The organism is Vibrio sp. HDW18 (assembly GCF_011306175.1).
Taxonomy (GTDB): Bacteria; Pseudomonadota; Gammaproteobacteria; order Enterobacterales; family Vibrionaceae; genus Vibrio; species Vibrio chanodichtyis.
Map to the genome: position 1 here is coordinate 807,036 of NZ_CP049913.1, position 14,590 is coordinate 821,625.

Annotated in this window: 15 protein-coding genes; 2 read left to right on the forward strand and 13 right to left on the reverse strand. The window is 49.2% G+C overall.

Annotation, left to right across the window (positions count from 1 at the left end; all coding sequences use genetic code 11):
- Positions 1–130: 130 nt before the first annotated feature.
- The 5 genes from G7083_RS03765 to cysP form a co-directional block, all read right to left on the reverse strand.
- Entirely contained in the window at positions 131–637 is a 507-nt protein-coding gene (locus G7083_RS03765; protein ID WP_166013649.1) for a nicotinamide-nucleotide amidohydrolase family protein, read from the reverse strand.
- Positions 638–751: 114 nt separating this feature from the next.
- Positions 752–1,882, reverse strand: coding sequence for a sulfate/molybdate ABC transporter ATP-binding protein (locus G7083_RS03770; RefSeq protein ID WP_166013650.1), 1,131 nt, complete (start codon positions 1,880–1,882; stop codon positions 752–754).
- Positions 1,879–2,742 (reverse strand): sulfate ABC transporter permease subunit CysW, encoded by an 864-nt coding sequence (gene cysW / locus G7083_RS03775; protein ID WP_166013651.1) that lies wholly within the window; start codon positions 2,740–2,742, stop codon positions 1,879–1,881. Before cysW ends, G7083_RS03770 begins: the two co-directional genes overlap by 4 nt.
- A gap of 11 nt (positions 2,743–2,753) precedes the next feature.
- A complete protein-coding gene (gene cysT, locus G7083_RS03780; protein WP_166013652.1) occupies positions 2,754–3,602 on the reverse strand; it encodes a sulfate/thiosulfate ABC transporter permease CysT in 849 nt (282 codons plus the stop codon).
- A gap of 67 nt (positions 3,603–3,669) precedes the next feature.
- The gene (cysP, locus tag G7083_RS03785) at positions 3,670–4,671 is read right to left on the reverse strand and encodes a thiosulfate ABC transporter substrate-binding protein CysP (RefSeq protein WP_166013653.1); all 1,002 of its coding nucleotides are present in this window, start codon (positions 4,669–4,671) and stop codon (positions 3,670–3,672) included.
- A 204-nt stretch (positions 4,672–4,875) separates the two neighbouring features.
- Here cysP and cysM point away from each other — a divergent pair, with 204 nt between their 5' ends.
- Together cysM and mutS are read left to right on the forward strand one after the other, a co-directional pair.
- Positions 4,876–5,766, forward strand: coding sequence for a cysteine synthase CysM (gene cysM, locus G7083_RS03790; protein ID WP_166013654.1), 891 nt, complete (start codon positions 4,876–4,878; stop codon positions 5,764–5,766).
- A 151-nt stretch (positions 5,767–5,917) separates the two neighbouring features.
- The gene (gene mutS / locus G7083_RS03795) at positions 5,918–8,503 is read left to right on the forward strand and encodes a DNA mismatch repair protein MutS (protein WP_166013655.1); all 2,586 of its coding nucleotides are present in this window, start codon (positions 5,918–5,920) and stop codon (positions 8,501–8,503) included.
- Between the two features lie 92 nt (positions 8,504–8,595).
- On the opposite strand, the gene rpoS is transcribed toward mutS, so the two are convergent.
- The 8 genes from rpoS to ftsB all read right to left on the reverse strand — a co-directional run bounded on the left by rpoS (position 8,596) and on the right by ftsB (position 14,584).
- Complete coding sequence (rpoS, locus tag G7083_RS03800) at positions 8,596–9,603, reverse strand: RNA polymerase sigma factor RpoS (protein WP_166013656.1); 1,008 nt, start codon at positions 9,601–9,603, stop codon at positions 8,596–8,598.
- A 72-nt stretch (positions 9,604–9,675) separates the two neighbouring features.
- On the reverse strand, positions 9,676–10,614 hold the full coding sequence (gene nlpD / locus G7083_RS03805) for a murein hydrolase activator NlpD (RefSeq protein WP_166013657.1): 939 nt from the start codon (positions 10,612–10,614) through the stop codon (positions 9,676–9,678).
- Positions 10,614–11,240, reverse strand: coding sequence for a protein-L-isoaspartate(D-aspartate) O-methyltransferase (locus G7083_RS03810; protein ID WP_166013658.1), 627 nt, complete (start codon positions 11,238–11,240; stop codon positions 10,614–10,616). The genes nlpD and G7083_RS03810 overlap by 1 nt, the downstream gene beginning before the upstream one ends.
- Positions 11,233–11,985, reverse strand: a complete 753-nt coding sequence (surE, locus tag G7083_RS03815) for a 5'/3'-nucleotidase SurE (RefSeq protein ID WP_166013659.1) — start codon at positions 11,983–11,985, stop codon at positions 11,233–11,235. The genes G7083_RS03810 and surE overlap by 8 nt, the downstream gene beginning before the upstream one ends.
- 1 nt (position 11,986) lies before the next feature.
- A complete protein-coding gene (gene truD / locus G7083_RS03820; protein ID WP_166013660.1) occupies positions 11,987–13,072 on the reverse strand; it encodes a tRNA pseudouridine(13) synthase TruD in 1,086 nt (361 codons plus the stop codon).
- Positions 13,073–13,131: 59 nt separating this feature from the next.
- The gene (gene ispF, locus G7083_RS03825) at positions 13,132–13,608 is read right to left on the reverse strand and encodes a 2-C-methyl-D-erythritol 2,4-cyclodiphosphate synthase (protein WP_166013661.1); all 477 of its coding nucleotides are present in this window, start codon (positions 13,606–13,608) and stop codon (positions 13,132–13,134) included.
- The gene (gene ispD, locus G7083_RS03830) at positions 13,605–14,303 is read right to left on the reverse strand and encodes a 2-C-methyl-D-erythritol 4-phosphate cytidylyltransferase (protein WP_166013662.1); all 699 of its coding nucleotides are present in this window, start codon (positions 14,301–14,303) and stop codon (positions 13,605–13,607) included. The genes ispF and ispD overlap by 4 nt, the downstream gene beginning before the upstream one ends.
- Complete coding sequence (gene ftsB / locus G7083_RS03835) at positions 14,300–14,584, reverse strand: cell division protein FtsB (protein WP_166013663.1); 285 nt, start codon at positions 14,582–14,584, stop codon at positions 14,300–14,302. The genes ispD and ftsB overlap by 4 nt, the downstream gene beginning before the upstream one ends.
- Positions 14,585–14,590 lie beyond the last annotated feature (6 nt).

The following is a 14,590-nucleotide window of genomic DNA, read 5'->3' on the forward strand; positions in this document are numbered from 1 at the left end:
TACTCTCTCCGGATAGTCACTCAGGTGAGTGGGTATTGCGTCGAAATCGGCTCGACACTGATTGGTTATGTTGCGGCTCATTATACTGTTGATTTGTACAGTGTCTAGATCTGTGTGAAAAAAGTTTGCCTTAGTTAACGTTTTCGCGATCCTCGAGCTGCAGATACACCATCAGTTGGTCAAACACATGCTCGATCGCTTGTTGACGTACTTGCTGGCGATCACCAACAAAATGGCAAGTTTCTAGCCTAAGCCAACCAAACTGGTCCGCAAAGCCAAAGCAAACCGTACCCACTGGCTTTTCTGGACTACCACCAGCAGGCCCAGCAATCCCACTGATTGCTACCGCTAAGGTGGCATGTGAATGTTGCAGCGCACCGAGCACCATCTCTTGCACTGTCGGCTCAGAGACCGCGCCATGCAAAGCTAACGTCGCGGGCTGCACGCCGAGCATCTCTTGCTTGGCCTGATTACTGTAAGTGACAAAACTACGATCAAACCATGCGGAACTACCCGCCACCTCCGTGATTAAGTAAGCGACGCCGCCACCCGTGCAGGACTCTGCGGTCGCTAAAATGTGCTGATGCTGCTCCAGTAACCGCCCCAATTGCTGACTGCTGGCATAAAGTGTCTGCATGATACCCTCATCTGTGATTGCCAATGTAAAAACCAAGGCTAACCTACCGACTTGCCGATGAATTGCAATCGCCGATAACAAAAGGAGCGCCCTTGAGCACTCTGGCTTGGTCGGTCAAATTTCAAACATCAAGCTACCCGCCGCCAAAAACGGCCAGCGCAACACGCTCGGGCTAGCTTGCCCTTCACTAGCAAAAAAGTAACCCACTTGTGGAGTGGCAAACACTGGCTGACCGCGATGCAAACCTTTTTCGGTTAATTCACGATGTGATAGTTTGGCTTCCCACAACTCAGCGCTGTGCCAACCGATAGGTGCCAATTCAACTCGCACTTCTGCTCCAACCGGATTAATCGAAACCACCTCAAATGGTAACAAAGCTTGGCTATTGGGTTTATCCGCAAGGGCCAACTCATGGCTGCGCACATACAGTAAGCCATTTTGGCATGTTGCTTCACTGGCGTGCGGCTGAATAAAGGCGGCTCCGTTAACCCAGCGACCATGCTGCCACTCAGCGGCAAACTGATTAACATTACCTAAAAAATCAAACACAAAACGGCTATTGGGCTGCGCATACAGCGCAATCGGTGAGTCTATCTGCTCAATCCGTCCATGACTCATCACCACCACGCGATCGGAAAGCTCCAAAGCCTCATCCTGATCGTGAGTCACAAATACACTGGTAAAGCCTAACTCATCGTGTAGGCTACGCAGCCAGCGGCGCAGATCTTTACGCACTTTAGCATCCAATGCGCCAAACGGCTCATCCAGCAACAGTACTTCTGGCTTAGTTGCTAAGGCTCTAGCCAGTGCAATGCGCTGCTTTTGGCCACCAGACAACTGCTCAGGATAACGCTGTGCCAAATGGCCAAGCTGTACGATTTCCAGCAGTTGTTTGACCCGTCGTTGAATTTCACTCGAATTAGGCCGCACCGCACGATCCATGACTTGCAAACCAAACGCCACGTTATCTGCCACCGTCATATGCCGAAATAACGCGTAGTTTTGAAACACAAAACCGACTCTGCGATCGCGAACGTGCAGATGGGTCACATCACGATCTCGAAAATGGATCGTGCCGCTGTCAGCCCCTTCCAAACCCGCGATAATGCGCAGTAACGTGGTTTTGCCTGAGCCAGATGGCCCTAATAAGCCAATCATCTCCCCCTCTTCAATCTGCAGTGAAAGTGGGGCTAGCGCCTGAAACTGACCAAAATGTTTAGCAATATTATCGAGACGAATGCTCATAGGGCTCCTTGCTGATGTTGCTCGGCCATCTGCAGCCGTTCTTGACGCCACTCGACCAACGCTTTCAGTAATAGGGTTAATAGGGCGATAAACGCCAATAGCGAAGCGCTGGCAAACGCCGCTTGTGACTGATAATCCTCATACAGCAGTTGCACATGCAAAGGTAAGGTGTTGGTTTCACCGCGAATATTGCCAGAAACCACCGCCACGGCACCGAACTCGCCTACCGCGCGCGCGTTAGTTAGGATCACCCCATAAATCAGCGCCCATTTGATATTAGGCAAGGTGACGCGGCGAAACAGTTGCCACCATGATGCGCCTAAAATGACTGCGGCCTCTTCATCGCTGCGTCCTTGCTGCTGCATCAAAGGAATTAATTCACGCGCCACAAATGGGCAAGTGACAAAAACGGTGACCAAGACAATCCCCGGCCAAGCAAACATAATTTGCCAATCATGCTCATATAGCCATGCGCCTAACCAGCCGCTACTGCCATAAAGCAACAGGTAGAGTAATCCAGCTACTACTGGAGAAACGGCAAACGGGATATCAATCAAAGTGATGAAAAATTTACGGCCAACAAATTCAAAACGGGTCACCAACCAAGAGAGCAACACCCCAAACACCAAATTGATCGGTACTGTGAGTAGCGCTACCAGCAGTGTTAAGCCCATCGCATGACGGGTATCGGGATCATTAAAATAACCGAAATAAGCCCCCACCCCATTTGCCAACGCTTGTTGAAAAATACTCAGTAGTGGGATCAGCAACAATAAGGTCACCAATAACAGCGCCAGAGTAATCAAACTCCATTTGACCCACGGCTTATCACCGACACGTAAAGGCTGATAGTCTGCCATTGCCTGCTTCCTTATCGTCCATGAATACGGCGCAGATAAGCGCCTTGCCAAAGATTAATCATCAGTAGTAGTAACAGCGAGGTCAGTAATACCACCGATGCAATCGCGCTCGCAGCAGGAAAATCAAACTCCTGTAAGCGCACAAAAATCATCAGTGAGGTGATTTCACTGACATAAGGCATGTTGCCAGCAATAAAAATCACCGCGCCGAATTCACCAAGGCTACGAGTAAATGACAACGCGATGCCAACCAACAAGGCCGGTTTTAACGCGGGAAAAATCACTTGGCCGAAAACGGCCCTATCGGACGCACCTAAGGTCATGCCCGCCTCTTCTTCTTCATGGGAAATTTCTTCCAGCACCGGCTGTAAGGTACGCACCACAAAGGGAATGCTGGTAAAGACCATCGCAACTATAATGCCAAGCGGGGTATAGGCCACCTTGACTCCTAGCGGAGCCAGCCAACTACCCAGCCAACCATTAGTGGAATACAAGGTAGCTAGCGTGATCCCTGCCACCGCGGTCGGCAGAGCAAAAGGCAAGTCGACCAGAGCATCTAAAATTCGTTTACCGGGGAATTGATAGCGCACCAACACCCAAGCGAGTAGTAAACCAAACCCACCGTTAAACAATGATGCGAGTAAGGCGCAGATCACCGTCACTTTATAACTGGCCACCACACGAGGATCCGCAATCACTTGCCAATACTCACTCAAGGTCATATTGCTGGTTTGCATGATAAGCCCAGTGGCGGGCAGCAGCAGGATCAAGCTGACAAACAACAGAGAGACACCCAAACTTAGTGCAAAACCGGGTAAAACTCGTTGCTGACGCGGACGATATACAAGCGTATGCCCCATAAAACCTCTTTATATCCATCAAGCAGCCATAATGGCTGCTCATTGATTGAGCCACCGGCAATATTGATTAGCGACGTTGTAATTGATCCAATTTAGCACCATTAGCAAATTGACTTTGCATCGCGTGATCCCAACTACCGATGATCTGCTCAACGCTCAGTAGTTCAACCGCAGGAAAACGTTGCGCAAATTCAGCTTGTACCTTGGCATCGTGCACTCGGTAGTTGAACTGTGCCAATAAACGCTGTGCAGGCTCACTGTACAGATAGGTAACGTATTCGGTCGCTACCTGATAAGTGCCATTACGCTTGGCCACTTTTTCCACCACAGCGACGGGAAACTCTGCCAAAATCGAGGTTTTCGGCACCACCACTTGGTAATCATCCACACCATATTGCTGACGGATATTATTCACTTCCGATTCAAAGGTGATCAGCACATCGCCAATCCCACGCTCAACAAAAGAGGTAGTGGCACCACGGCCACCGGTATCAAACACCGCAACATTGGCCAGAAATTTTTTTAAAAACTGGTCTTGCTGGATTTGGTTCTCTTTACCAAATGCTTTTTGCGCATAGCCGAGCGCGGCTAGATAGGTATAACGCGCATTACCTGAGGTTTTCGGATTCGGAAACACACTTTTTACCTCATCACGCACCAAATCATCCCAATCATGAATATTCTTAGGATTGCCTTTACGTACCAAAAAAGCGGTCGTCGAGTAGTAAGGTGAACTGCCATTCGGCAATAAGCTTTGCCAGTTATCAGGCAACAACTGCCCCTTATCATGCAAAATTTGAACATCGGTCACTTGGTTAAACGTCACTACATCCGCCGCTAGCCCTTGCAAAATAGAGCGCGCTTGCGCCGATGAGCCGGCGTGAGACTGCTTGATTTCGACCGTGTTACCGGTAGTTTGCTGCCAATGCTCGGCAAACACTGGGTTATAGGCAGCAAACAATTCACGTGAAATATCGTAAGAGGAATTGAGTAGGGTTTGCTCTGCCGCTAAAGCTTGCAGTGAGCTAACCAATAATAATGCACTAACGCTTAATTTGATTCGCTGCATAGTGATCGCCTCCAAAATGTGATCGACTCGAAACTCACGGTGCCGAAATGGCTTCCTTGTTCCACCTAGATTAGTGGGAATTTCTTTTATAAAAAAGAGTGTTGATAGAACGTTTTGGAATAATTGCTAGCGATAAATTGTATGCCTGCTCAACATCAATTCTTATACTGCGACAATTACGAGATAACCCAGAAGGATCGCTCGGTGTCTGAATTTCCCACTCTTGAAGATTATGTAGGCCACACTCCGCTGGTACGTTTGCAACGTTTAACCACCGGCAGTTCAACCGTGCTGGTCAAATTAGAAGGCAATAATCCCGCCGGTTCAGTCAAAGACCGGCCAGCTTTAAATATGATAGTACAAGCGGAAGCGTGCGGATATTTGCAGCCCGGTGACACCATTATTGAAGCCACCAGCGGCAATACTGGCATTGCCTTAGCGATGGCCTCCGCCATTAAAGGTTATTCAATTATTTTGATCATGCCGGATAACGCTACCCAAGAGCGCAAAGATGCGATGCAAGCTTATGGCGCGCAGTTGATTTTGGTCAGTAAAGAGCAGGGAATGGAAGGAGCGCGGGATTTAGCACAGCAAATGCAACATGCCGGCCGTGGTAAAGTGCTCGATCAATTCAATAATTTCGATAATCCTGATGCTCATTTTCGCTCAACCGGCCCAGAAATTTGGCAGCAAAGCCAAGGTAAAATCACCCATTTTGTCTCAAGCATGGGTACCACGGGTACCATTATGGGCGTGTCACGCTATCTGAAACAGCAAAATCCCAATATCCAGATCATCGGCTTACAACCGGCAGAAGGCAGTGCGATTGCCGGTATTCGCCGCTGGCCAGCCGCCTATTTGCCACGTATTTTTGAAGCGGCACGGGTCGATAGCATTGTTGATATTACTCAACACGATGCCGAACAAACTGCGCGATCGCTCGCCAAAGAAGAGGGGATTTGCGCAGGCGTAAGCTCTGGCGGCGCGGTGTATGTCGCGTTGCAAATCGCTAAGCAACATCCCGGCTCTGTGGTCGTGGCTATCGTCTGCGATCGCGGTGATCGTTACCTCTCATCAGGACTCTTCACTGCATAACGGGTTGACTTGGTATCAAGCTCACCACAGCTTAATTGCTCCGCCCTGATAAGGTTTGCTATGCTCTGTAGCCTTTAAGTGATCCATGATGCAGCGAGTGATAACACCGCACTCGGTATCCGCCAATGATGATAAGCAGCGATATAAGATTATGATGAAATCAAACGCCTCACCGAGCGAGTCTCTTTCGCACCACACCCCGATGATGCAGCAATATTTAAGACTCAAGGCGGAAAACCCCGATATTTTACTGTTTTATCGTATGGGTGACTTTTATGAGCTGTTTTACGATGATGCCAAACGCGCCTCTGAACTTTTGGATATCTCGTTAACCAAACGCGGCGCTTCTGCCGGTGAACCTATCCCGATGGCGGGCGTCCCCTTTCATGCGGTGGAAGGCTATTTAGCCAAATTGGTCCAGATGGGTGAATCGGTCGCGATTTGCGAACAGATCGGCGATCCAGCGACCAGTAAAGGGCCGGTCGAGCGCCAAGTCGTGCGCATTGTTACACCCGGTACGGTAACCGATGAGGCGCTGCTCAGTGAGCGAGTTGATAACCTGATCGCCGCAATTTACCATCACAATGGTCGATTTGGTTACGCGACCATGGACATTACCTCCGGTCGTTTTCAGCTCAGTGAGCCACAAAGCGAAGAAGAGATGGCGGCGGAATTGCAACGCACCGCACCGCGCGAACTCTTATTTGCAGAAGATTTTGCTCCCGTACACTTGATGGCGAATCGCCAAGGCAATCGCCGCCGTCCGATTTGGGAATTTGAATTACAAACCGCCAAGCAGCAGCTTAACCAGCAATTTGGTACCCGTGATTTAGTTGGTTTTGGTGTTGAACAAGCCCAGCTCGGATTATGTGCCGCTGGCTGCTTGATCCAATATGTGAAAGATACCCAACGTACTGCGCTGCCGCATATTCGCTCCCTAACGTGGGATCGCCAAGATCAATCGGTGATTTTAGATGCGGCAACTCGCCGCAACCTCGAATTAACCCATAACTTATCGGGTAGCACCGATAACACCTTAGCCGATGTGCTGGATCATTGTGCAACGCCAATGGGCAGTCGGATGCTTAAGCGCTGGATCCACCAGCCGATGCGCGATTTTGCCATTTTGAATCAAAGACTGGATGCGATCGGCGAGTTAAAACAGAGTCTGTTATTCGCTGAAGTTAGCCCTGTATTACAGCAAATTGGCGATATTGAACGCATTTTAGCCCGCTTAGCCCTACGCTCTGCACGGCCACGTGATTTAGCTCGACTACGTCATGCCATGCAGCAATTGCCACAGCTCAGCAGCCTGCTAACGGAACTGACCGAACCGCATCTGATCGGCTTAGCCAAACAAGCTCAACCGATGCATGAGGTATGTGAACTGTTAGAAAAAGCGATTAAACCCAATCCACCGGTGGTGATCCGTGATGGTGGTGTGATCGCCGATGGTTATAGTGCCGAGCTGGATGAATGGCGTGATTTGGCCAATGGTGCTACCGAGTTTTTGCAACGTTTAGAAGCCGAAGAGCGCGATCGCCACGGCATTGATAGCCTCAAAGTCGGCTACAACAATGTCCACGGTTTCTACATTCAGGTTAGCCGTGGCCAAAGCCATTTAGTGCCACCCCATTATGTGCGGCGCCAAACGTTAAAAAATGCCGAGCGTTACATCATTGAAGAGTTGAAATTGCATGAAGATAAAGTGCTCAACTCAAAATCACGTGCCTTAGCGGTCGAAAAACAGCTTTGGGAACAACTGTTTGATCTACTTCTGCCACATCTTGAGCAGTTTCAAGATCTCGCCGCCGCCATTGCTCAATTGGATGTACTGCAAAACTTAGCAGAACGAGCCGATAGTTTAGATTATCAACGCCCAACCCTAGTGCAGACAGCGGGGATTTCGATTCAAGCCGGTCGCCATCCCGTGGTTGAGCAAGTGATGGATCAGCCTTTTATCGCGAACCCGATTGAGCTGCATGCCGAACGCCGTATGCTGATCATTACCGGTCCTAATATGGGTGGTAAATCGACCTATATGCGCCAAACCGCGTTAATTGCCCTACTGGCACACATTGGTAGTTATGTACCAGCAGAACATGCGGTGATTGGCCCACTGGATCGTATTTTTACTCGGATTGGCGCATCGGATGACCTGGCCTCTGGCCGTTCGACCTTTATGGTTGAGATGACCGAAACCGCCAATATTCTGCACAACGCCACGCCACACAGCTTAGTGTTGATGGATGAAATCGGGCGAGGTACCAGTACCTATGATGGCTTATCACTGGCATGGGCCAGCGCAGAGTGGTTAGCCAAACAAATCGGTGCCATGACGCTGTTTGCCACTCACTATTTTGAGTTGACCGAGCTACCGAATGTATTACCTCATCTGGCCAACGTGCATTTAGATGCGGTCGAACATGGTGACAGCATTGCATTTATGCATGCCGTGCAAGAGGGTGCCGCGAGTAAATCGTACGGTTTGGCAGTTGCCGGACTCGCTGGTGTTCCCAAAGCAGTGATCCGCAATGCTCGCAACAAACTGCAGCAACTGGAACAATTAAGCCACCAGCCACTCAGCACCCCATCGAATCGGGTTGATATTGCCAATCAACTCAGTTTAATCCCTGAACCAAGCGCGGTTGAGCAAGCATTAGCCAGCATCGATCCCGATCAATTAACACCACGCCAAGCGCTCGATCTGCTCTATCAACTGAAAAAACTGATCTAACCCGCGATGAGCGGTAGAATAATAGGTAACAAGGCACTCGTAAGAGTGCCTTGCATATAAACCATCACGAATAAAGACGCTATTTTATTCGACTAGTTGTCATATTCGGCATTAAACAGCGCTTCCATATTCAGACCTTGTTTGACCAAAATCTCCCGCAGACGACGTAAACCTTCCACTTGGATTTGACGCACCCGCTCACGGGTTAGGTTGATCTCACGTCCCACCTCTTCCAAGGTCGATGGCTCATAGCCAAGCAGACCAAAGCGGCGTGCTAACACCTCTTTTTGCTTTGGATTTAACTCATCAAGCCAATTGAGCAATGATTCACGAATATCATCATCTTGTGTGGAAAATTCCGGATCTGCGGTATGCGAATCAGGCAAAATATCCAGTAAAGCTTTGTCACCATCGCCACCAATCGGGATATCCACCGAGCTGATACGCTCATTAAGACGCAACATTTTCGTCACATCATCGACCGGCTTATTAAGTTCGAGAGCAATATCTTCTGGCGTAGGTTCGTGGTCAAGGCGCTGCGATAACTCACGAGCCGTACGTAGGTAAATGTTCAACTCTTTAACCACATGGATCGGCAGACGAATGGTGCGAGTCTGGTTCATTAACGCTCGTTCGATAGTCTGACGGATCCACCAAGTCGCATAGGTTGAAAAGCGAAAACCACGTTCAGGGTCAAATTTTTCAACCGCACGAATCAAGCCAAGATTTCCCTCTTCAATCAGATCGAGCAGCGCGAGTCCGCGGTTACTGTAACGACGGGAAATTTTCACCACTAAGCGCAAGTTACTTTCAATCATGCGGTTACGTGCTGCTTCATCGCCACGTAATGCACGACGAGCATACAGTACTTCTTCTTCGGCAGTCAGCAGTGGTGAAAAACCAATCTCGCTGAGGTACATTTGTGTTGCATCAAGGTTTTTGGTTGATGCATCAAATTCTTCACGAACATCCTCACTGGAGCTTTCCGCAGTGGTAGATGCTTCATCATTGGTGAGTTCATCATCGGTTGTGAGCTCTTCCAGAGCTTCATCTTCAAAATCAAACTCTTCTATTTTGGTTACAGTATTACTGACACTCATAGCAGCCTCCCCTGGCAACTTAATGGGTCATTGCGAGATACAAACTTTGCAGCATGACCTTAGCAAATAGAGTTAAGGTAAGTAACGTTTAGGATTCACTGACTTGCCTTGATAACGGATCTCAAAATGCAAACGTACATCGGCAGCGCCTGAGCTACCCATAGTGGCAATTTTCTGCCCGGCTTGCACAGTTTGTCCTTCTTTTGCTAGCAACTGTTCATTGTGCGCATAGGCACTTAAGTACTGCTCATTGTGCTTGATAATAATCAGGTTACCGTAACCACGGAGTGCATTACCTGAATAAACTACCGTTCCATTCGCAGTGGCAATAATTGCTTGACCACGTTGACCTGCGATGTCGATGCCTTTATTGCCTTGATCACCAGCAGAGAAATTGCTAATCACTCTGCCTTTCGTCGGCCATAACCACTTGGCTATTTTATCACTCGAAGGTTTAGAACTTGCTGCGACAATGTTAACATCTTGTTTACCAGCTGGTTTAACATACTCCTTTACTTGTTTTTTATCAACCGCTTTAACCGGCTCCTTAGCGGTTAAATGTTGATTATTTGTTGCTTTCTTGGTCGTGCTTGGGGAATTTGCGTTTGAGGTCACAGATTGGGTAGGTCGGTTAACCGCTGTTGCTTGAGCGGGTGGCGCGCTACGAGTGGCAGCGGCCGCTACCACAGCGACACCGCCGGTTCCGCCATAAGCTGGTGCGGTATAACTGGGCAGCCACAATTTGAGCTTTTGGCCAGGATGAATCGTATAAGGTGCTGCGAGGTTATTGAAACGGATCAGCTCATTAACATCTTTATCGGTCACGTAAGCAATGAAATAGAGCGTATCGCCTTTTTTCACCTCATAGTAACTTCCGCGATAGCTACCTCGTTCAATACTATTGTAATTTTTACCCAATCCAGCAACTGGGGCTGGTGTATGCGCTGCGCAGCCAAATAATAAGCTGCACAGTGCTACCAACACCATAGTTCGCAAAGGGTAAATCGGCATCAGGTAAGATCTCCTGCCACTAAAGGGACAAAGCGTACCTCTTCTAGCCGCTCACCGATAAACTGCTGACCACGACGGACAATTTTGTACAAATGCTGCTCATGCTCACCAATCGGGATCACCATACGCCCACCCTCGGCAAGCTGTTCTAATAAACCCTGTGGTACTTTTGCCGCCGCTGCCGTCACTAAAATGGCATCAAACGGGGCGCGTGCAGACCAGCCCTGCCAACCATCACTATGTTTGGTGGATATGTTATAGATGTCGAGCTGTTTGAGACGCCGTTTGGCCTCCCACTGCAACGTTTTGATCCGCTCAACTGTAAAAACATGGTTAACCAATTTGGCGAGCACCGCAGTCTGATAACCGGAACCGGTACCAATTTCCAACACTCTAGTCTCTGGAGTTAAGGCCAGCAGTTCGGTCATTTTTGCGACGATATAAGGCTGAGAAATCGTCTGGCCTTGGCCAATCGGTAGTGCGTTATTGTCATAAGCTTGATGCATCATAGCTGGCGCAACGAAACACTCGCGTGGCAGGGTATGGATAGCCTCCAAAACCGGGCGCGAAGTGATCCCCTGCTCAGTTAAAAATTGAATCAGTCTGTCGGCTTTTGGGTTAGCCATTCACCTTTTCCTGTAACCAATGATCCATACTGAGTAATGATTCGTGTGCGGTTAAATCAACTTGCAGCGGTGTCAATGACACCCAACCCCGTTCAATCGCATAAAAATCGGTGCCCACTCCCGCATCTTGCTCTTTACCCGGAGGGCCAAGCCAATAAATATCATGCCCACGCGGATCTTGCTGCTTTATCATACTTTCTGCGTGATGACGCGCACCTAAACGCGTGACTTGCACGCCTTGAATTTGTGACACTGGCAGATCTGGAATATTGACGTTAAGTAAGCGATGAGTCGGGATCGGATGCGCTAAATGCTGCTCAACCAACTGGCGCACAACATGAGCCGCCGTGGCAAAATGGGTATTGCCGACCAGCGAAAAAGCGATAGCTTGCACGCCAAGTAAGTGACCTTCCATCGCCGCCGCGACCGTCCCCGAATAGAGCACATCATCACCGAGATTCGCCCCATGATTGATGCCGCTAAGCACCAAATCCGGTAACTCATCTTTCATTAGCTCATTCAATGCAAAATGCACACAATCGGTCGGCGTGCCCTGCACTGAATAGGTGTTGGGTGCGATGAGTGAAACACGTAATGGCTGCTCTAATGTCAATGAATTTGAAGCGCCACTGCGGTTACGATCCGGCGCCACGATCACGATTTCGGCTAAATCACGCAGAGCATCAGCTAATGTGTGTAAGCCTTGAGCGTACACACCATCATCATTACTGAGCAGAATTTTCACGCTATTCCTCGCTGTCAGCATCGTGGTTAGCTGGCTGATCCGCTTGAGCATAGTGACGCTCAACCGGGATCTCTTCGATCAATTCACGAACGAGTGAGGTGGCAAAACTGCCAGCATCGAGCGTAAAGCGCAAGGTGATCTGATCTTGCTCTACCTGCCAGCTTAAATTTTGCGCCTGCAAAGCGATGGCACGGCGATCATGGCGCATCCGATTAGCACGGATCAATGCCATTAAATCAGGCTCGGCATCCAGTTGTGCTTGCTCCAGCTGTAAAGCTTGATCTGTCGTCGGTAGCGCATTATCGCCCGCTAACGCGGCAGAAATCGCCACTTGCTCGGCTTGTAAGCGCTGATCCCACTGCGCTAAATCACCTTGCACCAGGCACAGTTGCTGCTGTTCCAGTGCAATATCACCGACCATAAAGTGGGAAAATAGGTCTTGCTCAATCCGCTTAGAGACAATCTGGTTGAAAATCCACGAACGAGCCGCAGACAGATATAAGCTGCGCTGATTCTGATTGCGCGAACGGACATTATCACGCCCCCAACGGCGCGCTTCGCTCAGGTTATTGCCATGACGGCCAAAACGTTGACTGCCAAAATAATTAGGCACCCCGAACTTGGCAACGCTCTCCAAACGGCTCACCACCGCAGCCACATCACTCACCTCTGACAAGGTGATCACAAAATCATTGCCCTGCAAATCGCCCGGGCGCAGCTTTTTATCATGGCGAGTCACTTGCAGGATTTCAATCGATGGATATTGAGCTAGAAAAGCCGAAAAATCGGGCGTCTCCCCTTTGGGCAGATGCACGCTCAGCCACTGCTCAGTCACCGCATGGCGATCTTTTAACCCAGCCCAACTTACCGCTCGTGAAGGTACACCACACGCTTTGGCTAGCTCGTTAACCACAAAACTGGTGTTCTCACCCGTCTTACGAATACGCACCATCAAGTGTTCACCACTTCCGGTTAACGGATAACCCAACACTTCGCTAACTTGAAAATGTTCAGGTAATACTTTGAGTTTAGCGCTTGCGGTTGGCTTGCCGCATAAATAAGCCAGAGGAGCGAGAATATCGGTCATTTTAATTCCACAATAAATCGACGCATGCTGATCGATGAATAAATAAGATTAGCGGCAAATTAAGCTTGCTGTAACAGCACTACCGCTTCACAGGCAATACCTTCTTTACGTCCGGTAAAACCCAATTTTTCTGTGGTGGTCGCCTTAACATTAATGCGGCTCACATCGGTTTGCAGATCTTCGGCAATCGCCGCACACATCGCTTGAATATAAGGGGCCATTTTCGGCGCTTGGGCAATAATCGTCACATCGGCATTGCCCAATACATAGCCTTGTTGTCGTACACGGCGGTAAACATCTTTGAGTAGCTCACGGCTATCCGCCCCTTGCCATTTATCGTCGGTATCTGGGAAATGACGACCAATATCACCGGCAGCAATCGCACCTAATAAGGCGTCGCATAATGCATGCAGCGCGACATCACCATCAGAATGGGCGATCAAACCCTGCACATAAGGGATACTAACCCCACCAATAATAATCGGGCCTTCACCACCAAAACGATGCACATCAAAGCCGTGGCCAATTCTGATCATAATGTTTCCTTATTGCGCCTTAAATAGAACTCGGCTAATGCAAGATCTTCAGGTTGAGTAATTTTGAGGTTATCCGCTCGGCCAGTCACTAACGCGGGCTTTTCGCCACGCCATTCAAATGCCGAGGCTTCATCGGTGATGGTGACCTGCTGTTGCAAAGCGGCATGTAACGCCTCACGCAGTGCTTGGGCGCGAAACATTTGTGGCGTCAGTGCATGCCATAATGCGGTTCGATCCACGGTATGTTCAATCTGCTGTAAATGATCGCTACGCTTCATGGTATCACGCACTGGAGCGGCAAGAATGGCACCAACCGGATGGGTTAATGCCAAGCGGATCAGTTGACTAATATCTGCGTGGGTAACACAAGGGCGCGCCGCATCATGCACTAACACCCATTGACTGAGCTGGTGCTGACACACATAGTCCAGCGCAGCTAACACTGAATCGGCGCGTTGCTGACCACCATCAACTCGGATCACGCGCGGATCACTCGCCAGTGCTAAGTGCGAAAAATAGGGGTCGTCTGCACTGAGCGCGACGACGACTTGATCGATCTGTGGATGGGCTAATAAACCGTCAATCGTATGCTCAAGTACCGTTTTACCTAGTAGACTCAAATACTGTTTCGGCCGATCTGCTTGCATACGGCTGCCGACACCCGCTGCGGGTACAACTGCAATCAGCTTATTCATCGACGTGACTCCTCGCCGATAATGCGATAAAAGGTTTCCCCTTGTTTGACCATGCCAAGTTCGTTACGAGCACGTTCTTCAATCGCATCTAGCCCTTGGCGTAGATCGTCAATTTCAGCAAACATCTCTTGATTACGCAGATGAAGGTTCGCATTGACCAACTGTTGCACCTCAATTTCTGCCTTGACGGCTCGAAAATCCATCACTCCGTTTTTACCCCACAGCAGGGTATAACACAGCCAAACTAATAATAAGCTCAGGGTCAAAGCAAACACTCGCATAACCTA

Coding starts and splice junctions, on each gene's coding strand:
- G7083_RS03765 (WP_166013649.1), bottom strand. CDS start 637: ATGCAGACACTTTATGCCAGCAGTCAGCAATTGGGGCGGTTACTGGAG.
- rpoS (WP_166013656.1), bottom strand. CDS start 9,603: ATGAGTGTCAGTAATACTGTAACCAAAATAGAAGAGTTTGATTTTGAA.
- cysP (WP_166013653.1), bottom strand. CDS start 4,671: ATGCAGCGAATCAAATTAAGCGTTAGTGCATTATTATTGGTTAGCTCA.
- ftsB (WP_166013663.1), bottom strand. CDS start 14,584: ATGCGAGTGTTTGCTTTGACCCTGAGCTTATTATTAGTTTGGCTGTGT.
- nlpD (WP_166013657.1), bottom strand. CDS start 10,614: ATGCCGATTTACCCTTTGCGAACTATGGTGTTGGTAGCACTGTGCAGC.
- cysT (WP_166013652.1), bottom strand. CDS start 3,602: ATGGGGCATACGCTTGTATATCGTCCGCGTCAGCAACGAGTTTTACCC.
- G7083_RS03810 (WP_166013658.1), bottom strand. CDS start 11,240: ATGGCTAACCCAAAAGCCGACAGACTGATTCAATTTTTAACTGAGCAG.
- cysW (WP_166013651.1), bottom strand. CDS start 2,742: ATGGCAGACTATCAGCCTTTACGTGTCGGTGATAAGCCGTGGGTCAAA.
- truD (WP_166013660.1), bottom strand. CDS start 13,072: ATGACCGATATTCTCGCTCCTCTGGCTTATTTATGCGGCAAGCCAACC.
- mutS (WP_166013655.1), top strand. CDS start 5,918: ATGATGAAATCAAACGCCTCACCGAGCGAGTCTCTTTCGCACCACACC.
- G7083_RS03770 (WP_166013650.1), bottom strand. CDS start 1,882: ATGAGCATTCGTCTCGATAATATTGCTAAACATTTTGGTCAGTTTCAG.
- ispF (WP_166013661.1), bottom strand. CDS start 13,608: ATGATCAGAATTGGCCACGGCTTTGATGTGCATCGTTTTGGTGGTGAA.
- ispD (WP_166013662.1), bottom strand. CDS start 14,303: ATGAATAAGCTGATTGCAGTTGTACCCGCAGCGGGTGTCGGCAGCCGT.